The 20818-nt window shown below is 70.6% G+C and carries 19 protein-coding genes; 16 read left to right on the plus strand and 3 right to left on the minus strand.

Going from position 1 to position 20818, the window contains the following annotated elements:
* Positions 1-157: 157 nt before the first annotated feature.
* The 12 genes from secY to truA all read left to right on the plus strand — a co-directional run bounded on the left by secY (position 158) and on the right by truA (position 8799).
* A complete protein-coding gene (gene secY / locus ACFY1S_RS11080) occupies positions 158-1486 on the plus strand; it encodes a preprotein translocase subunit SecY (RefSeq protein ID WP_357986640.1) in 1329 nt (442 codons plus the stop codon).
* Positions 1487-2140, plus strand: coding sequence for an adenylate kinase (locus ACFY1S_RS11085; RefSeq protein ID WP_282264468.1), 654 nt, complete (start codon positions 1487-1489; stop codon positions 2138-2140).
* An 87-nt stretch (positions 2141-2227) separates the two neighbouring features.
* Positions 2228-3079 (plus strand): type I methionyl aminopeptidase, encoded by an 852-nt coding sequence (gene map / locus ACFY1S_RS11090; protein ID WP_387115470.1) that lies wholly within the window; start codon positions 2228-2230, stop codon positions 3077-3079.
* Positions 3080-3135: 56 nt separating this feature from the next.
* Complete coding sequence (locus tag ACFY1S_RS11095) at positions 3136-3705, plus strand: DUF1707 domain-containing protein (RefSeq protein ID WP_387115474.1); 570 nt, start codon at positions 3136-3138, stop codon at positions 3703-3705.
* Between the two features lie 271 nt (positions 3706-3976).
* Positions 3977-4198, plus strand: a complete 222-nt coding sequence (gene infA / locus ACFY1S_RS11100; RefSeq protein WP_007073013.1) for a translation initiation factor IF-1 — start codon at positions 3977-3979, stop codon at positions 4196-4198.
* 91 nt (positions 4199-4289) lie between these two features.
* Entirely contained in the window at positions 4290-4403 is a 114-nt protein-coding gene (gene rpmJ / locus ACFY1S_RS11105; protein WP_012184307.1) for a 50S ribosomal protein L36, read from the plus strand.
* Positions 4404-4667: 264 nt separating this feature from the next.
* Complete coding sequence (rpsM, locus tag ACFY1S_RS11110; RefSeq protein WP_007465236.1) at positions 4668-5048, plus strand: 30S ribosomal protein S13; 381 nt, start codon at positions 4668-4670, stop codon at positions 5046-5048.
* A gap of 87 nt (positions 5049-5135) precedes the next feature.
* Positions 5136-5543, plus strand: coding sequence for a 30S ribosomal protein S11 (rpsK, locus tag ACFY1S_RS11115; RefSeq protein ID WP_030329919.1), 408 nt, complete (start codon positions 5136-5138; stop codon positions 5541-5543).
* Between the two features lie 13 nt (positions 5544-5556).
* A complete protein-coding gene (rpsD, locus tag ACFY1S_RS11120; protein ID WP_089018952.1) occupies positions 5557-6183 on the plus strand; it encodes a 30S ribosomal protein S4 in 627 nt (208 codons plus the stop codon).
* 99 nt (positions 6184-6282) lie between these two features.
* Complete coding sequence (locus ACFY1S_RS11125; RefSeq protein ID WP_007465227.1) at positions 6283-7305, plus strand: DNA-directed RNA polymerase subunit alpha; 1023 nt, start codon at positions 6283-6285, stop codon at positions 7303-7305.
* 34 nt (positions 7306-7339) lie between these two features.
* Positions 7340-7900: a 50S ribosomal protein L17 gene (rplQ, locus tag ACFY1S_RS11130; RefSeq protein ID WP_357986649.1), complete on the plus strand. Its 561-nt coding sequence runs from the start codon at positions 7340-7342 to the stop codon at positions 7898-7900.
* A gap of 68 nt (positions 7901-7968) precedes the next feature.
* On the plus strand, positions 7969-8799 hold the full coding sequence (gene truA, locus ACFY1S_RS11135; RefSeq protein ID WP_387115478.1) for a tRNA pseudouridine(38-40) synthase TruA: 831 nt from the start codon (positions 7969-7971) through the stop codon (positions 8797-8799).
* 27 nt (positions 8800-8826) lie between these two features.
* Here truA and ACFY1S_RS11140 read toward each other — a convergent pair whose 3' ends face one another.
* The gene (locus tag ACFY1S_RS11140; RefSeq protein ID WP_387115481.1) at positions 8827-9885 is read right to left on the minus strand and encodes a hypothetical protein; all 1059 of its coding nucleotides are present in this window, start codon (positions 9883-9885) and stop codon (positions 8827-8829) included.
* 102 nt (positions 9886-9987) lie between these two features.
* On the opposite strand from ACFY1S_RS11140, the gene ACFY1S_RS11145 reads away from it, so the two are divergent.
* Genes ACFY1S_RS11145 through ACFY1S_RS11160 form a run of 4 tightly spaced genes read left to right on the plus strand, consistent with a single transcriptional unit; the run spans position 9988 to position 14173 of the window.
* Positions 9988-10593: a class I SAM-dependent methyltransferase gene (locus tag ACFY1S_RS11145; RefSeq protein ID WP_387115484.1), complete on the plus strand. Its 606-nt coding sequence runs from the start codon at positions 9988-9990 to the stop codon at positions 10591-10593.
* 40 nt (positions 10594-10633) lie between these two features.
* Positions 10634-12313, plus strand: coding sequence for an ABC-F family ATP-binding cassette domain-containing protein (locus tag ACFY1S_RS11150; protein WP_387115487.1), 1680 nt, complete (start codon positions 10634-10636; stop codon positions 12311-12313).
* Positions 12310-13110: a nucleotidyltransferase domain-containing protein gene (locus tag ACFY1S_RS11155; protein WP_387115490.1), complete on the plus strand. Its 801-nt coding sequence runs from the start codon at positions 12310-12312 to the stop codon at positions 13108-13110. The genes ACFY1S_RS11150 and ACFY1S_RS11155 overlap by 4 nt, the downstream gene beginning before the upstream one ends.
* A 37-nt stretch (positions 13111-13147) precedes the next feature.
* Positions 13148-14173, plus strand: a complete 1026-nt coding sequence (locus ACFY1S_RS11160) for an aldo/keto reductase (protein ID WP_387115493.1) — start codon at positions 13148-13150, stop codon at positions 14171-14173.
* A gap of 11 nt (positions 14174-14184) precedes the next feature.
* On the opposite strand, the gene ACFY1S_RS11165 is transcribed toward ACFY1S_RS11160, so the two are convergent.
* Together ACFY1S_RS11165 and ACFY1S_RS11170 are read right to left on the minus strand one after the other, a co-directional pair.
* On the minus strand, positions 14185-14718 hold the full coding sequence (locus ACFY1S_RS11165) for a hypothetical protein (protein ID WP_387115496.1): 534 nt from the start codon (positions 14716-14718) through the stop codon (positions 14185-14187).
* A gap of 73 nt (positions 14719-14791) precedes the next feature.
* A complete protein-coding gene (locus ACFY1S_RS11170; protein ID WP_387115499.1) occupies positions 14792-20635 on the minus strand; it encodes a ThuA domain-containing protein in 5844 nt (1947 codons plus the stop codon).
* Positions 20636-20818: the final 183 nt, after the last annotated feature.

Here is a 20818-nt window from a genome sequence, read left to right on the forward strand (position 1 = left end):
GTAATATCGGAATCGGTTTATGTAGCCGGGCACACCTGCCCGGAGCGGGACAGGGCTGTTAGAGTCCCATCCCAGCCATGGATTGCGGGCGCTCGCCCGTGATCCGCCCCGACCCGCCAGGGATCACCGGCGGCCCGCCTCGCGCAGGAGGAAGAAGTTGCTGTCCGCCTTTCTCAGTGCGTTCCGTACGCCTGACCTGCGCAAGAAGCTGCTGTTCACAGTAGGCATCATCGCGGTCTACCGGCTGGGTGCCACGCTCCCCAGCCCGGGCGTCTCGTACGGCAACGTGCAGAAGTGCCTCGACTCCATCCAGGGTGACACCACAGGTGTGGTGAACCTGCTCAACCTCTTCTCCGGCGGGGCGCTGCTCCAGCTCTCGGTCTTCGCGCTGGGCATCATGCCCTACATCACGGCGTCGATCATCCTGCAGCTGCTGACCGTCGTGATCCCGCGCCTGGAGCAGCTCCGCAAGGAGGGCCAGGCCGGCCAGGCGAAGATCACCCAGTACACGCGGTACCTGACCCTCGGTCTCGGTGTGCTGCAGGCCTCGGCGTTCGTCGCCCTGGCCCGTTCGGGGCAGCTCTTCCAGAACAAGTGCGACCAGTTCCCGATCATCCCGACCGGCACCGGCATCCCGGACTGGCTGACGCTGACCATCCTGGTGATGACGATGACCGCCGGCACCGGCATGGTCATGTGGCTCGGTGAGCTGATCACCGACCGGGGCGTCGGCAACGGCATGTCCGTCCTGATCTTCACCTCGATCGCGGCGCGGCTGCCCAGCGAGGGTTGGCAGATCAAGACCAGCAAGGGCTGGGACATGTTCGCCCTGGTCATCGCGCTGGTGCTGGTGGTCATCACCGCGGTCACGTTCATCGAGCAGGCGCAGCGTCGGATCCCGGTGCAGTACGCCAAGCGGATGATCGGCCGGCGGATGTACGGCGGCACCTCGACCTACATCCCGTTGAAGGTCAACCAGGCCGGTGTCATCCCCGTCATCTTCGGCTCGTCGCTGCTCTACCTGCCGCAGCTGGCCCTGCAGTTCTTCGACCAGAACGACCCGGGCAAGACCCAGGCGTGGATCCAGAACAACCTGGTCAATCCGAGTAGCCCGATCTACATCACGGTCTACTTCCTGATGATCATTTTCTTCACGTACTTCTACGTCTCGATCACGTTCAACCCGACCGAGGTCGCGGACAACATGAAGAAGTACGGCGGGTTCGTGCCGGGCATCCGCCCGGGCAAGCCGACCGCCGACTACCTGGACTTCATCCTCAGCCGGATCACCCTGCCGGGCGCGCTCTACCTGGGCGTCATCTCGATCCTGCCGAACTTCTTCTTCATCTGGCTGGACAACCAGCAGTACCAGAACTTCCCGTTCGGCGGCACCGCTGTGCTCATCATGGTCGGCGTCGGTCTGGAGACCGTGAAGCAGATCGAGAGCCAACTCATGCAGCGGAACTACGAAGGGTTCCTGCGGTAGATGAGACTCGTTCTGGTTGGCCCGCCGGGCGCGGGCAAGGGCACTCAGGCCGAGTTCATCGCCGCACACCTCTCGGTGCCGAAGATCTCGACCGGGGACATCTTCCGGTCGAACGTCACCCAGGGCACGCCCCTCGGTGTCGAGGCGAAGCGGTACATGGACGCGGGCGAACTGGTTCCGGACGAGGTCACCATCAACATGGTCCGGGACCGGCTGGCCGAGCCCGACGCCAGCGAGGGCTTCCTGCTGGACGGCTTCCCGCGGACCACTCCGCAGGCCGCCGCCCTGGACAAGCTCCTCGCCGACCTGGGCACGGCCCTCGACCTGGTCCTGGAGCTGGTCGTCGACGACGACGAGGTGATCAGGCGGCTCTCCGGCAGGCGTACCTGCCGGGGCTGCGGCAAGATCTGGCACGTCGAGTTCGACGCCACCACCCGTCCGGGGATCTGTGACCGGTGCGGCGCCGAGCTGTTCCAGCGCGACGACGACAAGCCGGAGACGATCGCCACGCGGCTCCGCGAGTACGGCGAGAAGACCGCGCCCCTGGTCGACTACTACGGCGCCCAGGGCAAGCTGGTCGGGATCGACGCCACCGGGCCGGTGGAGGACGTCACCACCCGGGCCATCGACGCGCTGCGGTCGTACGGGGGCTGAGGTCCGGCCGGGCCACGGCGGATAGAGTGCGAACAGCGGGGTACGCGAGACGTGCCCCGCTGTTCGGCAACGAAAGGTAATCGCTCCATGCGTCGTCCCCAGCTGGACATCCAGCTGAAGACCCCTGACCAGATCGAGAAGATGCGGGCCGCCGGGCTGGTGGTGGCGGAGGCGCTGCGCCGGATGCGGGAGGCAGTCGCCCCCGGTGTGAGCACCGCCGATCTGGACGCCATCGCCGAGTCGACCATCCGCGAGGCGGGTGCCGTTCCGTCGTTCAAGGGCTACCACGGCTTCCCGGCGTCGATCTGCTCCTCGGTGAACGAGCAGATCGTGCACGCCATCCCCTCGCCGAAGCAGGTGCTCGCCGAGGGTGACCTCGTCTCGATCGACTGCGGCGCGGTGCTGAACGGCTGGCACGGCGACTCGGCGATCACCGTGGGGGTCGGCGAGGTCGACCCGGCGCTGCTCAAGATGGCCGAGGTGGCCGAGGACGCGATGTGGGCAGGTATCGCGGCCGCCGCGCGGGGCGCCGCCAGCGGCAAGGGGCGGCTCACCGACATCTCCCACGCGGTGGAGACCGCCGTCCGCAAGGGTGGCCGGTACGGGATCGTCGACGGCTACGGCGGGCACGGCATCGGCACCGAGATGCACCAGGATCCGCACGTGCTCAACCATGGCCGCCCCGGTAAGGGCCCACGGCTGGTGCCCGGCATGGCGCTGGCCATCGAGCCGATGATCACCATGGCGTCGCCGCGGACGGTCGAGCTGGCCGACGGCTGGACCGTCGTCACCCGGGACGGTTCGGTGGCGGCGCACGTCGAGCACTCGATGGCCCTGCTGCCCGACGGCGTCTGGGTGCTCACCGCCTTCGACGGAGGCCGCGCCCGCCTGGGTGACCTGGTGACCGCCCGCCAGCCAGCGGTCTCAACCGCCCCCTGACCGACGGCCCGTCCGGGGTGGGACGCGGCTGGCGCGTCGGTGGCATGCTTGCCGGCATGGACGGGCGCGACGGGATGCGGGCCGCGGACGCGGACCGGGAGGCGGTGGCCGACCGCTTGCGCGTCGCCCTCGGCGAGGGCCGACTCGACCTGCACGAGTACGACGAGCGCCTACAGCGGGCCTACGCGGCGCGCACGTACGCCGAGTTGGACGCCCTGCTGACCGACCTGCCGCCGGTGACGCCCGCCGAGCGCTCGGCTGTGGCGCCCGTCGACCCGGCGGCGCCGGTGAGCGTCGGCCAGCCCGCCCCGGTGGGCGGTGGCGTCGCGGCCCGCTGGCTGGCCGATGTGTGGCTGCCGTACCTGCAGGTGATCGCCGTCGTGGTGACCATCTGGGCGGTGGCCTCGCTGCTCAGTCGGGACCTGCTCTACTTCTGGCCGGTGTGGGTGGCCGGGCCGTGGGGTGCGGTGCTCGTGGTCCGGACGGTGACCGGCCTGGCCGGGGGAGAGCCTCGGCGGCGAGCGGTGGAGCGGGAACGCCAGCGGCAGCGCAAGCGGGCGAAGCGGGAGCGCAGGCGGGAGCCGGGGTCCGCCGAACCGGATGAACGGGACGAGCCGGCCGGCTGACCGTCCCGCCGTCTGTCACTCCGACAAGATCATCGGCACCCCGGACGGGGGCGGTCGGCCGCCACGGCGACGCGGTGGGTGGCCGGTTTGGCGACGGCCCGCAGGCGGGCGTACACTTTCTGATCGGCGCACAGCGTCCACTCCGGCATGCCCACCCTGCGCTTCGGTGGGTCCTGGAGCCGCGGCTGGCGCGGGCTTCTGACCAAGGTCAGTTTCCCGTGTAAGACGTTGTGGGCCGCCCGGAGCAATCGACGTCAGGACAGCGGAGGACATGCCGAAAAAAGACGGAGCCATTGAGATCGAGGGTCGGGTCATCGAGCCCCTGCCGAACGCCATGTTCCGGGTGGAGCTCGCGAACGGCCACAAGGTGCTGGCTCACATCAGCGGCAAGATGCGGCAGCACTACATCCGCATCCTTCCGGAGGACCGGGTCGTCGTCGAACTCTCGCCGTACGACCTGACCCGCGGGCGCATCGTCTACCGCTACAAGTAGTCCTGACGGCGGCCGGGAAGTCCCGTGTCCGTCTTCGACGTCCGGTCTCGCGTACCCCGCGTCGCCGGGCCAGATGGGAAGTAAGGCAACCGTGAAGGTCAAGCCGAGCGTCAAGAGGATCTGCAACAAGTGCCGGGTTATCCGCCGGCACGGCCGGGTCATGGTCATCTGCACCGACCCGCGCCACAAGCAGCGCCAGGGCTGACTCAGCCCGTCCGGCCGTGACCGGCCGGGTGGCGTTGGTCCGGGCAGATCCCCAGCGACACACATCACACATGCTCGTCCCAGCCACGAGCGGTACGTGAAGACGTACTCCTGCGTGGCTGACCCCCGGTCGGAGGCCGGGGCCCGCTCGGGCAGCGACCGATCCCGGTCGCCGGCGCTCACCGCGTCGGAAAGACGGGACGGCCGGTAGCGGGATGGGACGGGTCCACACCTCCGCCACACATCACGAGGAGTACGCCCGCACATGGCACGTCTAGTCGGCGTGGACCTCCCCCGCGAGAAGCGGATGGAGATCGCGCTCACCTACATCTTCGGGGTCGGTCGCACCCGCGCCCTGGAGACACTCGCCGCCACCGGCATCTCGCCGGACAAGCGCGCTCGGGACCTCACGGACGAGGAGCTCGTGCAGCTCCGCGACCACATCGAGGGCAACTACAAGGTTGAAGGCGACCTGCGCCGCGAGGTCGCCGCTGACATCCGCCGCAAGGTTGAGATCGGCTGCTACGCCGGCATCCGGCACCGCCGGGGCCTGCCCGTGCGTGGCCAGCGGACCAAGACCAACGCGCGGACCCGCAAGGGCCCGAAGCGGACCGTCGCCGGCAAGAAGAAGCCCGGCAAGAAGTAGTTCTTAACCGGATGACGGGGTCGGCCGCCGCCGAGGTGGGCCAGGCCGCAACCCAGTCCGGAAAGTCAACTAGGAGCGCACAGACTTATGCCACCGAAGGCTCGTGCCGGAGCCGCTGTCAAGAAGGTCCGGCGCAAGGAACGCAAGAACGTCGCCCACGGGCAGGCGCACATCAAGAGCACCTTCAACAACACCATCGTGTCCATCACGGACCCGACCGGTGCGGTCATCTCCTGGGCCTCCGCTGGCCAGGTGGGCTTCAAGGGCTCCCGCAAGTCGACTCCGTTCGCCGCTCAGCTGGCCGCCGAGGCCGCCGCGCGTCGGGCCATGGAGCACGGCATGCGCAAGGTCGACGTGTTCGTCAAGGGCCCCGGCTCCGGCCGGGAGACCGCGATCCGTTCGCTGCAGGCCGTCGGGCTGGAGGTCGGCCAGATCGCCGACGTCACCCCGCAGCCGCACAACGGATGCCGTCCGCCTAAGCGTCGTCGGGTCTGAGAGGTAGAGAGAGATGGCTCGTTACACCGGTGCTGACTGCCGCCGTTGCCGGCGGGAGAAGATGAAGCTGTTCCTCAAGGGCAGCAAGTGCGATGGACCGAAGTGCCCGTTCGAGTCCCGGCCGTTCCCGCCCGGGCAGCACGGCCGCGGCCGCACCAAGGAGACGGAGTACCTGCTCCAGCTCCGTGAGAAGCAGAAGGCCCGCCGTGTCTACGGCGTGCTGGAGAAGCAGTTCCGCGGTTACTACGAGGAAGCCGTCGGCAAGCAGGCCAAGACCGGTGAGGTCCTCCTGCAGATCCTCGAGTCGCGGCTGGACAACGTCGTTTACCGGGCCGGCTACGCCCACTCGCGGGACATGGCCCGCCAGCTGGTCAAGCACGGTCACTTCACGGTGAACGGCAAGAAGGTCGACATCCCGTCGTACCGCGTCAAGGAGCACGACATCATCGAGGTTCGGGGCAAGAGCAAGGAGCTCACCCCGTTCATCGTGGCGCAGGCCCAGGCGGGTTCGCGGGCCGTGCCCGCGTGGCTCGAGGCGATCCCCAGCCAGATGAAGATCCTCGTGCACTCCCTCCCGGCCCGGCAGGTCATCGACACGCAGGTCCAGGAGCAGCTGATCGTCGAGCTCTACTCCAAGTAGTCCGAGCTCGTTCGGTGGCCCGCCCCCCGGGGGCGGGCCACCGGAACAGTTTGTGTCGTGGACGTCAAATAGCGGGCGTCCCGGAAGAGAAGAGAAAAGATGCTCATCAGCCAGCGACCCTCCCTCTCCGAGGAGTCGATCAACGAGACCCGGTCGCGGTTCGCCATCGAGCCGCTGGAGCCGGGCTTCGGCTACACCCTGGGCAACTCGCTGCGGCGCACGCTGCTGTCGTCGATCCCGGGCGCGGCCGTCACCTCGATCAAGATCGACGGCGTGCTGCACGAGTTCACCACGATCCCCGGTGTCAAGGAGGACGTGGTCGAGCTCGTCATGAACATCAAGGAGCTGTGCGTCAGCTCCGAGCACGACGAGCCGGTCAGCATGTACCTGCGCAAGCAGGGCCCGGGCGACGTGACCGCGGGCGACATCCAGCCCCCGGCCGGCGTCTCGGTGCACAACCCGGACCTGAAGCTCGCGACCCTCAACGGCAAGGGCCGGCTCGACATGGAGCTGACCGTCGAGCGGGGCCGGGGCTACGTGACGGCCGCGCAGAACAAGCAGTCCGGCGCCGAGATCGGCCGCATCCCGGTCGACTCGATCTACTCGCCGGTGCTGAAGGTGACCTACCGCGTCGAGGCGACCCGTGTCGAGCAGCGCACCGACTTCGACCGGCTGATCATCGACGTCGAGACCAAGCCGTCGATGGGTCCGCGTACCGCGCTGGCCTCCGCCGGTTCGACGCTTGTGGAGCTGTTCGGTCTGGCCCGGGAGCTGGACGAGACCGCCGAGGGCATCGACATCGGGCCGTCCCCGCAGGACGCCCAGCTGGCGGCGGACCTGGCCCTGCCGATCGAGGAGCTGGACCTCACCGTCCGCTCCTACAACTGCCTCAAGCGCGAGGGCATCAACTCCGTTGGTGAGCTCATCGGGCGTACCGAGGCCGACCTCCTCGACATCCGCAACTTCGGTCAGAAGTCGATCGACGAGGTCAAGATGAAGCTCGCCGGGATGGGTCTCGGGCTGAAGGACTCGGCTCCGAACTTCGACCCGGCGCACGTCGTGGACACCTTCGGCGAGGCCGACTACGACACCGACGACTACCGCGAGACCGAGCAGCTCTAGTCCGCGCTGCCGCCACAACTGAGGAGCACCAAGAATGCCCACGCCCACCAAGGGCCCCCGCCTCGGCGGCAGCCCCGCGCACGAGCGGCTGATGCTGGCCAACCTGGCCACCGCGCTGTTCCAGCACGGCAAGATCCAGACCACCGAGACGAAGGCCCGGCGGCTGCGTCCGCTGGCCGAGCAGCTCATCACCAAGGCCAAGCGCGGTGACCTCGCCTCGCGGCGTCGGGTGCTGGGTGTCGTCAAGGACAAGGACGTCGTCTACGCCCTGTTCGACCAGATCGCGCCCCGGTACGCCAACCGCCCCGGCGGTTACACCCGGATCGTGAAGACCGGCCCGCGCAAGGGTGACGCCGCTCCGATGGCGATCATCGAGCTGGTGGAGGAGCTTCAGGTCGCCGAGCCGAAGGCGAACAAGAAGACCGCCGCCCGCAAGGCCGCGCAGCAGGACAAGGTCGAGGCCCTCGCCCCGGCTGACGAGACCCCGAAGTCGGCCGACGCCGACCAGGACTCCGAGGCTCCGGTGTCGGCTTCCGGCGACACCGCCGAGGCGCGCGAGGACAGCGATCTCGCCACCGAGGAGAACAAGGCCTGATCTCGGGCATCGTCGGGCCCGGCACCCCTCGCGGGGTGTCGGGCCCGACCCGTAACAGGAGGTACGAGGTGGACGAGCGGATCCGGCTACGGCTGGACGTCTCGTACGACGGCGCCGGTTTCTCCGGTTGGGCGGCCCAGCCGACCCGGCGGACCGTCGCGGGGGTGCTCGTCGAGACCCTGGGCCTGGTCCTCGGCGCCGGTACGGCCACCGGGTTGACAGTGGCCGGCCGCACCGACGCGGGGGTGCACGCCACCGGGCAGGTCTGCCACCTGGACCTGCCCGTCGACGTGTGGCGGCAGCACGAGGGACGGTTGCTGCGCCGGCTGGCCCGTCTGCTCCCCACCGATGTGCGGGTCCGGGCGATGACCGAGGTACCTGCCGAGTTCGACGCCCGGTTCTCGGCCACCTTCCGGCGCTACGAGTACCGGGTGACCGACGCGCCGTTCGGCGCGGAGCCGCTGCGGCGGCACGAGGTGCTGGCCTGGCCGCGACCGCTGGATCTGACCGCGCTGAACGCCGCGGCCGCCGGCCTGGTCGGGGAGCACGACTTCGCCGCGTACTGCCGGCGCAAGGAGAACGCGACGACGCTGCGCGAGGTGACGCGGCTGGACTGGCGTCGGGACCCGGACGGCATCCTGGTCGCCACCGTGCAGGCGGACGCGTTCTGCCAGGCCATGGTGCGCAGCCTGGTGGGGGCCATGCTGGTGGCCGGCGACGGCCGCCGCCCGGTGCAGTGGCCGGGCAGTCTGCTCGTCCACCGGGAGCGGTCCAGCGAGGTCACCGTGGCGCCGGCGCACGGGCTGACCCTCGTCGAGGTGGGTTACCCGCAGGACCCGGCCGAGTACGCGCGCCGCGCCGAGCTGACCCGCCGGCTGCGGGTCCCCGTCGAGGGCTGACCGCCGCGGGCGGGCCGGTCGCCGCCGTCAGTCGCCGGGCAGCTCTCCGTCGCCGGTCTCGCCGCTCTGGGTGCCGCTGCTCTCCGTGGGCGCCGCCGTCGGCTGCCCGGCCGTGCCGCCGTCCGCGCGCCTCTGCAGCACGCCCTTGCTGAGATGCAGCTCGATCACGTCGAACAGGATCTCCCGGATCCTGGGGTCGCCGGCCTTGACGGCCGCGCCGTCCGCGCGGACCACCAGCGCGTACGCGAGGTAGTGGCCGCGTACCTGCCAGCCGACCCGGGCGGGTGCGGTGCCCAGCACGTTCGTGTCGTCGCCGGCGGTGAGGCCCCGGAAGCGGCCCTGCCGTTCGTCGAGGAGCTGTCGGATCCGCTCCCGGGTCCGCTCGGCGCTGGCCTTGTCGGTGAGGTTGAACAGGCCCGTGGTGACCAGGTGGTCGCCGTCGGGGGTCCGCAGGGTGGCGCGTACGACCTGGTTGCAGCCGAGCCGGACCAGCATGTCGGCCACCTCGCCGGTGGCGGCGACGGCACAACTGCCGCTGGAGTGTGTCTTGAGCACCTGGTAGGGCGGCTGGCCGTCGGCGAGCTTCAGTTCCTTGCCGGGGAAGACCTCCCTTGCGGTGAGCGGGGCCTGGTCGGTGTCCCGGGAGTCGAGGTCCTGCCGTTCGGCGGGCGCGGACGCGGCGGCGTTCGGCTGGTACGTCGGGTTGGTCTCCGGCTGCTGCTTGTCGCGTTCGGACAGGAGCGCGGCGGCGCCGAGGCCGCAGAGCGCGAGCAGGACCAGGACGGCCGCGCCGCCGATCACCACCTGCCAGAGCCGGCCGCCGCCGCGCCTGGTGGTCTGTTCGATCGGCTGCGCCGAGCTGTAGACCTGCTCGCGCGGCGCGGCCAGCGGAATCTCGGCACGGGCCGGCGGCGGCTGCTGCGTCGATGGCAGGACGAGCTGGTTCGGCCTGGGCAGCGACGGCGCGGGGAAGCGCGACGGAGAGGGTCCGGCCGGTGGGGGCGGGCCGTCGAACTCGGCCACGTCGGACCCGGTCTCCGGGTACTCCTCGAAAGCGTCCTGATCGGACTCGTACCGATACACCATGTCGCCCAGAGTAAGAGGCATTGTCCCTTTAGGGGGTAATAACGGGAAATGTATGCGTGGGCCGTGTCGGCACGCGTCCCGACCGGTGCGAGAATTGCCGGCGTGACCGGCGACCACTACTTCACCGCTCAACCCGCAGGCGACGCTCCGCCGCGCGAGGTCGAGTTCTCCGTCGCCGACCGCGACTACCGGCTCGCCTCGGCCGGCGGGGTCTTCTCCGCCAGTCGGCTCGACCCCGGCACCGCGGTGCTGCTGCGCAAGGCGGAGCTGCCCGACGCCGACACCACAGGCGACCTGCTCGACCTCGGCTGCGGGTTCGGCCCCATCGCGTGCGTCCTGGCCGACGTGGCACCGGCGAGCACCGTCTGGGCCGTCGACGTCAACGCCCGGGCCCGCGACCTCACCGCCGCCAACGCCGCCCGGATCGGCGCCGGCGACCGGGTCCGGGTGAGCGCGCCGGACGACGTACCCGCGGACCTGACGTTCACCGAGCTGTGGTCCAACCCGCCGATCCGGATCGGCAAGGAAGAGCTGCACAAGCTGCTGTTGCGGTGGCTGCCCCGGCTCGCCCCGGACGGTGTCGCCTGGCTGGTGGTCGCCCGGCACCTCGGCGGCGACTCACTGCACCGTTGGCTCACCGACCAGGGCTGGCAGGTCGAGCGGCACGCCAGCCAGAAGGGCTTCCGGGTGCTGCGGGTCACCCGGTAAATGGATATGCCCCCGCCGCCGTCTGCGGCAGGATCCCGGCGTGGGATACGTGGACGTGGCAGGGGTCGGGCACATCCTGCCCGACGGTCGGGAACTCTTCGCCGACGTGTCGTTCCGGGTCGGTGAGGGCGCCAAGGTCGCCCTGGTGGGGCCGAACGGCGCGGGTAAGACGACGCTGCTGCGGATGGTCGCCGGGGACCTGCCGGTGCGTACCGGGGTCGTCGCGCGCGCCGGCGGCCTGGGCGTGATGCGCCAGTTCATCGGCATGATCGGAGACGAGTCGACGCTCGCCGACCTGGCGCTGTCGCTGGCCCCGCCGGCGCTGCGCGACGCCGGCCTCCGACTCGCCGAGACCGAGGCGGTCATGCGGGCCGCCGAGGTCCGCGGCAAGTACAGCACCGCCGCCGGGAAGGCCCAGCTGGCGTACGCCGACGCCCTGGGCGCCTGGGGTGAGGTCGGCGGGTACGACGCAGAGGTGCTCTTCGACACCGTCTCCACAATCGTGCTCGGCCTGCCGTGGGACGCCGCCCGGGACCGTCCGGTGCGGACGCTCTCCGGCGGCCAGCAGAAGCGCTTCGCCCTGGAACTGCTGCTGCGCGGCCCGGACGAGGTGCTGCTTCTCGACGAGCCGGACAACTTCCTCGACGTGCCCGGCAAGCGGTGGTTGGAGGCGCGGCTGCGCGAGTCGACCAAGTCGGTGCTCTACGTCTCGCACGACCGCGAGCTGCTGGCCCAGACCGCCGACCGGGTCGTCGCCGTGGAGGGCGGCAGCGCCTGGGTGCACCCGGGTGGCTTCGCCAGCTGGCACGAGGCGCGCGTCGCCCGGCACGCCCGCCTCGACGAGCTGCGCCGACGCTGGGACGAGGAACACCAGAAGCTGCGCGAGCTGATGCTGATGTACAAGCAGAAGGCGGCGTACAACGACGGGTTGGCCTCGCGGTACCAGGCCGCGCAGACCCGGCTGCGCAAGTTCGAGGAGGCCGGGCCGCCGCCCGTACCCCCGAAGGACCAGGACATCCGGATGCGGCTGAGCGGCGGGCGGACCGGCAAGCGCGCGGTCGTCTGCGAGCAGCTGGAGCTGGACGGCCTGACGTTCCCCTTCGACCTGGAGATCTGGTACGGCGACCGGGTCGCGGTGCTCGGCGCCAACGGCACCGGCAAGTCGCACTTCCTGCGGCTGCTGGCCCGGGGCGGCACCGACCCGGACCCGGCGAACGGACCTGTCGACGGGGCGGGCGCGCTCGCCCCGGTGGCGCACGACGGCACGGCCCGGCTGGGTGCCCGGGTCCGCCCCGGGCACTTCTCGCAGACCCACGACCGGCCGGAGCTGATGTCGAAGACGCTCGTCGAGATCCTCTGGCGGGGTGACGACCACCGCACCGGGATGGACCGGCACGCCGCCATGGGGGTGCTCAGCCGCTACGAGCTGGCCGGGCAGGGCGACCAGCGCTTCGGCACCCTCTCCGGTGGCCAGCAGGCCCGGTTCCTGGTGCTGCTGCTGGAGCTGTCCGGCGCCACCCTGCTGCTGCTCGACGAACCGACCGACAACCTCGACCTGGCCAGCGCCGAGGCGCTCGAAGCGGGCCTGAACGCGTTCGAGGGGACGGTGATCGCGGTCACCCACGACCGCTGGTTCACCCGGTCCTTCGACAGGTTCGTGCTGTTCCGGGGCGACAACGAGGTCGTGGAGACCCCGGAACCGGTCTGGGACGTCGGGTGATCCCCGCCGACCTGCCCGACCGGCTCTGCGCCGTCCGAGGAGTGGTCGCCGTGGCGCTCGGTGGCAGCCGGGCACGCGGCGAGCACCGCCCGGACTCCGACTGGGACCTGGGCCTGTACTACCGGGGCGAGCTTGACGTGCCGGCTCTGCGAGCGGTCGCCGCGACTGTCACCGACGACACCGACGTGGCGCTCACCGCCCCCGGTGGCTGGGGCCCCTGGGTCGACGGCGGTGGATGGCTGCGGATCGGCGGGGCCGCTGTCGACTGGATCTACCGGGACCTCGACCGGGTGGACCGTGCCTGGACGGACTGCCGGGCCGGCCGGTACGAGGTCGGGGTGCAGGCCGGGCACCCGCTCGGGTTCTACTCGTCGGCCTACGTCGGCGAGGTCGCGCTGTGTCAGGTGCTCGCGGACCCGACCGGCCAGCTGACCCGCCTGAAGGAGCAGACCCGGGAGTACCCGCCCGCGCTTGCCGACGCGCTGGTGGCGGGCGGCTGGGAGGCCGGGTTCCTGCTGGCCGGCGCGGCCAAGGCCAGCGCCGGTGGGGACAGCGGCTACGTCGCCGGATGCCTGTTCCGGGTGGTCGGGGTGCTGGCCCAGGTGCTGCACGCCCGAGCGGGCCGATGGTTGGTCAACGAAAAGGGAATGATCGCCGCCACGGGACGGCTGCCCGGCGCGCCGCCGGACTTCGCGCAGCGGGCACAGGCGCTCCTTGGCGCCGTCGGTCGCAGCCCCACCGAGCTGGCGGACACAATCGGCGCAGCTCGTGCGCTGGTCAACGAGGTGGTCGGCTGAGCCGCCGCCCAGGTCTGCCGCAGCCGGCCGGCATAGGGTGGATCTCGTGACTGACATGACCTATCGCCGGCTGGGCGACTCCGGGCTCGTGGTGTCCGTGGTCGGCATCGGCTGCAACAACTTCGGCCGCAAGCTCGACCTCGACGGCACCCGCGCGGTGGTCGACGCCGCCCTGGACGCCGGAATCAACCTGTTCGACACCGCCGACATCTACGGTGAACCGCAGGGCGCCTCCGAGGAGCTGCTCGGGCAGGCCCTCAAGGGTCGCCGCGACGACGTGGTGGTGGCCACCAAGTTCGGCATGGACATGAACGGCCTGAACGGGCCCGACTTCGGCGCGCGTGGCGCCCGCCGCTACATCGCCCGCGCGGTCGAGGCGTCGCTGCGCCGGCTCGGCACGGACCACATCGACCTCTACCAGATGCACGAGCCCGACCCGGGCACCCCGATCGACGAGACCCTCGCCGCCCTGGACGACCTGGTCCGCGACGGCAAGGTGCGCTACCTGGGCAACTCCAACTTCGCCGGCTGGCAGATCGCCGACGCCGACTGGGTCGCCTCGTCAAACGGCCGCTCCCGCTTCATCAGCGCGCAGAACCACTACAGCCTGCTGGAACGCTCGGTGGAGACCGAGGTCATCCCCGCCTGCGAGCGGTTCGGCCTCGGCATGCTGCCGTTCTTCCCGCTCGCCAACGGCCTGCTCACCGGCAAGTACAAGCGCAGCGAGCGGCCGCCGGCCGGCAGCCGGCTCTCCGGCGGTGGCCGGTACGCCGAGCGATTCGCCGCCGCCGACTGGGACACCATCGAGGCGATCGAGGCGTACGCGAACGAGCGGGGCCTGACGATGCTCCAGGTGGCTATCGGTGGGCTGGCCGCCCAGCCGGCGGTGACCTCGGTGATCGCCGGCGCCACGACGCCCGAGCAGGTGCGGGGCAACGCCGCAGCCGGGACGTGGGAGCCCAGCGACGAGGACCTGGCCGCTGCGCGCCGTTCTCTGAGCCGGACGACGCCGGGCCGGGCCGCTCGTCGCGGCCCGGCCCGGTCGTTGTTCGTGCGTTCTTGAGTGCCAGTTGGTCAGTCGGTGCGGCGGCGGCCGAACAGCATGGCCACCCCCATCGCCGCGGCGACGAGCACCAGGCCGGCCGCCGCGAACGGCCACCAACCGGCAGCGCCCCCGCGTCCGGTCGTCCCGTCGGCGGGCGCGGTCACCGCGACCGGGGCGGGCGCCGGCGGGGACTGTGCGGCCCGGGCCCGCACCGTCGCCGTGGCCTCGTTCCGGTACGGCTCCGGAGCCTTCACCGTCACCTTCCAGGCGCCGGCGGAGAGCACCGGGCCGCTGCTGTAGAAGCCCTGCCCCTCGGGCTGCGGTTCCAGTTGCAGCGGGCCGACCTTCTGCCCGTCCGGGCCGGTGGCGGTGAGGACCAGCCGCACCACCCTGTCGAGCCGACGGCCGTCGGCGTAGGTGGCCTGGATGGTGACCCCCTCGGCTCCGTCGCCGGCCACTGTCAGTTTGAGTTTGTCGGCCCGAGCGGCCGCCGGGGTCGCGGCGAACAGGGTCAGGGTCAGCCCCACGAACACGGCGGCGATCAATCTGCGGATACCCGTCACGGACATCTCCCCACTACCGATGAGGGAGGCCCCTCCCCGACGCCGCGCGGCGTCGGGGAGGGGCCTCGTCGGATCAGAGCTGGCGACCTGGTGCCAACCGGGTGGCATCGCCACCGAGCCGCCCGGCGCCCTTGACCGGTTCGCCGTCGTTCGCCTTGACTCCGGCCTTACTGGCCGTGCCGCCAAGCCTGACGATCATGGCGTCGGCGTCCCGGATCAGGACGTCCCGGACCTCCGCCTCGGCCACCAGTGTGGCGTCGGCGGCGAGCGTCCGGAACTGCGTCAGCTGCTTGATCGCCTTGGCGTCGTTGCCGGCCGCCTCGGCCTGGCGGGCCGCGTCCAGCTTCGCCGTCAACTGCTTGTGCGCCTTGGCCGACAGCCGGCCCGTCGCCTTGAACCGGTCCAGCAGGTTCTGCATGTCCCGGAACGAGGTGGTGACGAAGAACCGGACGTTCGAGGTGGTCGTGTTGCCCGCCTTGTCGGTCGCGGTGACGGTCAGCTCGTGCAGGCCGAGCGGCAGCTCGTACATGGCCTGCAGGGTGCCGCTGGCGTACGCCCTGCCGTCGAGCTGGCCGACCACGCCCGCGATGCCCGAGGTGGGGTCGACGGCCTGCCAGGACACCCGGACGTCCTGGCTGTCACCGTAGAGCTGGCCGTCGGCGATGCCGGAGACCAGCAGCGTCGGCCTGGTGCCGTCGATCTTCAGGATCGCCGACTTGAGCGTCTCGGCGTTGCCCGCCTTGTCGGTGGAGCGGTACAGCAGCTCGTGCTGCCCGTCACCCGTCACCTCGACAGGTGCCGTGTACGGCGTCCACGCGCCACCGTCCAGCGACCACTCCACCGTCCTGACCCCGGAACCGGCGTCGGTCGACGTCAGCACCACCGGGATCGTCCCGTTGTGCCAGCCCGCGTCGTTCGCCGGAGCGAACGTCGCGGTGGTCACCGGCGCGGTGGCGTCGATCTTGACCGAGACGGTCTTCGTCGACTCCACGTTGCCGGCCTGGTCGGTCGAGCGGAACCGCAGCTCGTGCTCGCCGTCGCCGCTGACCTCAACCGGGGCGGTGTACGCCGTCCAGGTGGTGGCACCGTCCAGCTGGTACTCCGTACCGGCCAGACCGCTGCCGCCGGCCTCGTCGGCGGCGGTGAGGGTCACCGTCACCGGCCCGGTGTACCACCCCTCCGTCGGGGTGCCGGACACCGTCGCCGTGGTGACGGGCGCGGTCTCGTCGGCGGCCTTCGTGCTCAACCGGAAGTAGTCGAACGCGACGGTCTTCGAGGCGGTCTGGTTGGCGCCGAGGGTGAACAACCCGACCTTCGGGGTGGCACCCACCGCGCTGTTGGTGAGCGCCTCCAACGCGGTCCAGGTGGTCCCGTCGGCCGAGTACGACGCGGTGAACGTGTCACCGGTGCGGGCCAGCCGCAGGTGCCACACCGCCGAGGTGAGGCTTGTCGCCTCCGGCTGCGGGTTCTGCACCGTCCCGGCGATCTCGCTGCGGAACTCGATCCGCCGCGTCACCGCCTGGCCGGCCTGGTTGTCCGCGATGAAGTCGAACTTCAGGTAGTTGTCGTCGTCCGCCTGCACGAGCAGACCGGCCTGCTGGTACTGCTCGTTCAGCAGGCTGCCGTCGACCTTCGTCTCCAGGGTCCAGTCGCCGGACGGCGCGGTCTGGAGGATGAAGTTCTTCGGCCCGGTGTTGTCGGTGCCGTAGATGTCACCGTTGGGCACGTCGATCCGCAACGCGCCACCGGTGACCCGGTAACCGGCGGGGTCCTCCCGCACGATGGCGTCCCACCGGCACTTGTCCAGCGTGTCGCCGGTGAACTCGTCCGACGGGTCGACCGGGCCGGCCGGGGCGTCCGGCGTGACCTGGAACGAGTCGAACGCCGCGTCGACCACCGGAGCCTCGGTGCCGCCGTTGAGCGCGAACACCCCGATCCGCGGGTTGGTGATGCCGGCGAGCGCGGCCGACCGGCCGACCGGGGTGAACGTCTGCCCGTCGGCCGAGGCGGCGGCGGTCAGGTTCGTCCCGTCGCTGGTGATCCGCAGGTACACGGTGTCACCGGCCGGTGCGGCGGCGCTGTCGGCGGCCTCGTTGCGAGGCGTGCCGGCGGTCTCCCGGATGAACTCCACCCGCCGGCTGCCGTTGTACAGCAGGTCCAGCTTGGCGTAGTTGTCGTCGTCGCCGTACACCAGCAGACCGGCCTGCTGGTAGTTGGCCGTGACGGGGAGGGTGACCTTTGTGGTCATCTGCCACGCGCCGGTGGGCGCCGGCTGGAGCACCAGGTTGGTGGCGTCGTTGCGGGCGCCGTAGAGGTCACCCACACCGGTTGGCAGCCGCAGCGCGCCGCCGCTGAGCGAGTAGAGTTGGTTCTCCCGGATGATGCTTGACCAGCGGGCCTTGTCGAGGCTGTTGCCGTTGAAGTCGTCCGAACGCGCCCCGAAGCAGGACGTGTCCGGGGCGTCGACCCGCACCGGCACGGTGGCGTACGACTTGGCGCCCTTGCTGTCGGTCACCGTGAGGGTGGCCGTGAACGTGCCCGGGCTGGCGTACGTGTGGCTGGCGTCCAGCGTGGACGCCGTGCCGCCGTCACCGAAGTCCCAGGCGTACGTCAGCGGGGTGTCGCCCTCGGCGTCGGTGGCCGTGCCGTCGAATGCCACGGTGACCGGCGCGGTGCCGGTCGCCGGGGTTGCGGTGGCGGTGACCACAGGCGGCGCGTTCTCGGTGACGCCCCGACCGACGAAGTCCATCCAGTTGACGTTGAACAGCGAACCCGCTCCGCCGTTCGGATCGCGGGCCACGAAGTACAGCGAACCGCTCGCGGCGCCGGTGACAGGTGCGCTCACGTCCGTGTACGTCTGCCACGCCCCGGTCGCCGGCACTGTCGCCGTGGCGACCACCGGTCCGTCGACCGCGCCCGCGCGGACCTCGATCCGACCACCGGCGGCGGCCGAGGCGGCCCGGAACCGGATCTCGGTGATGTTGAGCAGGTCCGCCGGGGCCACCGACCACCAGTCGCCGTCCTCGATGAACGCGATGTTCTGACCGCCGCCCGCGCTGTCGGCTCCGGTCTCGCGCTGCACGCCGGCGTCGCCGCCGCCGGTGCTCACCGGGGCGCGCCCGGTGGCGGTGAAGAACTCGGCCTGCTTGCGCTTGGGCTGCAGGACCTCGATCACCCGGCCGGTGAGCGGGCTGGCCCCGCCGGCGCCACCGTCATCGGTGTAGGTGGCCTCGAAGACCGCGAACACGTTCGCCTCGGCGCCGTGCCCGGAGGCGAGCGACGTCTGGACGGTGCCGGTGCAGCCGGTGTGCTGCTCCAGCGGGTGGGCGTGCTCGTCGTGACCCAGCAGGACCTGGAGGTTCACCCGGTCACAGTCGATCTCCCCGTCCTCCGGGTCGGTCACCTTGATCGAGTAGCGGACCTGGTCACCCCACTCGAAGAACCCGCCGTCCGGCGGGAACTCGATCGTCACGGTCGGGGACGTGTTGCCCACGGTGATCGGCACGTTGGCCACCGCGGTACGGCCCTTGGGGTTGGTCACGGTGAGCTGGGCGGTGTAGTTGCCGGCCGTGGCGTACGTGTGCGTCGGGTTCGCCTCGGTGGAGGTCTGCCCGTCGCCGAAGGCCCAGGCGTAGGTGAGCGTGCCACCGTCCGGGTCCCGGGATCCGGCGCTGGAGAAGGTGACAGCCAGGGGTGCCGCACCGGAGGTCGGGGTGGCGGACGCCGCCGCGATCGGCGCGCGGTCACCGGCGGTGTAGTCGATCCGGTAGACGCCCGAGTTGTCGTTGTTGCCGCCGAAGCCGCTGCCCCACTCGATCAGGTACAGCGCGCCGTCGGGGCCGAACTCGAAGTCCATCGGACGGACCATGGTCATGCCGGTGAGCAGCTGGTTGATGTCCACCAACGACTTGCCGTCGGCCGTCAGCTGCATGGTGTACATCTTGTTCTGGTTCCACTCGCCGAGCAGCGCCTTGCCGTCGTAGTACGCCGGCCACTTGCGGGTCGAGTTGAGGTCGGCGTCGTAGCGGTAGACCGGGCCGCCCATCGGCGCGCCACCGCCGCCGATCTCCGGGTAACGCGCGTCACCGGCGTACCCGTAGTCGACGGTCGCGGGCACGACCGGCGGGAGGTTGGTCAGGCCGGTGTTGTTGGGCGAGTTGTTCACCGGCGCCGCGCAGTCGAACTTCGGGCCGCTCGGGCCGGACGGGAACGTGTAGTCGTTGTACGCCTCGTTCGTCCCGGTGCAGTACGGCCAGCCGTAGTTGCCGGGGGTCACGATGTTCCACTCGACCAGGCCCCGAGGGCCGCGGTTCGGGTTGTCGGAGTTGGCGTCCGGCCCGTAGTCCGCCACGTACAGCGTGTTGGTCTTCGGGTCGGTGCCGATCCGGAACGGGTTGCGGAAGCCCATCGCGTAGATCTCGGGACGGGTCTTCTCGGTGCCCGGCGCGAAGAGGTTGCCGGCCGGAACTGTGTACGTCCCGTCGTCCTCCGGGTGGATCCGGATCACCTTGCCGCGCAGGTCGTTCGTGTTGGCCGAGGTGCGCTGCGCGTCGTAGTCCTGACGGCCCGGCCGCTCGTCGAGCGGCGAGTAGGAGTTCGACTCGAACGGGTTGGTGTTGTCACCGGTGGCCAGGTACAGGTTGCCGTCGCCGTCGAACGTCATGCTGCCGCCGGCGTGGCAGCAGGTGTTGCGCTGGGTGTCCACCCGCAGCACCTGCTTCTCGCTGGCCAGGTCGATGGTGTCGCCGGTGACCGTGAAGCGGGACAGCAGGTTGCGGGTGACGCCGTCGTTCGGCGCGTAGTACAGGTACACCCACCTGTTGGTGGCGAAGCCCGGGTCGAGCCGGATGCCGATCAGGCCGTCCTCGTTGCCGGTGAAGACGTCCAGGTCGACGGCGGTGACGGTGTTGCCGGTGTCCGGCTTGATGATCTGCACGCGACCGTCGCGCTCGATGTAGAAGACCCGCCCGTCGGGGGCGATGTCCAGCTCCATCGGGTTGCTGGTGTTGCTGTCCAGGGAGACCTTCTCGAAGTTCGCGGTCTTCGAGGCGCCGCAGTCGGCGTCGACCACGCCGGCCGCCGTCTGGATGCCACCGAGCAGGTGCTTGAGGAACTCGGGCTCGGCGTACGACTCCCGGGTGTGTCCACCGCCTGTGTACCAGGATCGGCCGCCGTCGAAGTCCTGGCACCAGGCGGTCGGGTGGTCGGCGCCCATCGCGCCCGCGCCCGGGGTGTAGCTCTTCTCGTCCAGGCTGGCCAGCACGTGCACGTCCGGCCGGGGGTTGGTCTGGAAGTTGTACCACTCGTCGAACCGGGACCAGCGGTCCGGAAGTTCGGCGGTGGACGGGTGGGCGTGGTCCTCCACCTTGACCGTGGCCTGCTGGTTCTGCGGGTGGTTGGCGAAGTACGCGCCGACCAGGTCGCCGTACCAGGCCCAGCTGTACTCGGTGTCCGAGGCGGCGTGGATGCCGACGTAACCGCCGCCGGCCTTCACGTACCGCTCGAACGCCGCCTGCTGGTCGGCGTTGAGGACGTCACCGGTGGTGGAGAGCCAGATGACCGCCTTGTACTTCGCCAGGTTGGCGTCGGTGAATACCGCGCCGTCCTCGGAGTTGTCGACTGTGAATCCGTTGGCGGCGCCGAGCTGTTGGATGGCGGCGATGCCTGTCGGGATGGAGTCGTGCCGGAAGCCGGCGGTCTTGGAGAAGACGAGCACGGAGAAGGGGTCGGCGGCGGCGGCCTTCGGCGCCTTCGGCACCACCTGGGTCACCGGGGTCGCGGCTTGCGCGTCGCGCGGGGGGATCTGGGCGGCAGCGGGGGCCGCCTGCGCCGGGGACCCGAGCAGGGTCGTCGACGCGAGGGCCAGGGCGATGAGGGTCGCGGTGATGGGTTTTCGGGCACGACGAGAACGGGACACGCCGCCTCCAATGTCGCAGTGGACAGGAATACGCGGGGGCCGGCTCGCCGAAGACCGTCCCGGATGGAGCCGGTGGGGACGCCGTGCCAGGGCGTCCACGCCGGCATTTTGTCGAATCGCTGAACAAATTAATTCGGCTCGCTCGATGTCGGGCAAGATGCCGGCGGGTAACGGTTCTGCAAC

This window comes from Micromonospora sp. NPDC000663, from assembly GCF_042898105.1.
GTDB lineage: Bacteria > Actinomycetota > Actinomycetes > Mycobacteriales > Micromonosporaceae > Micromonospora.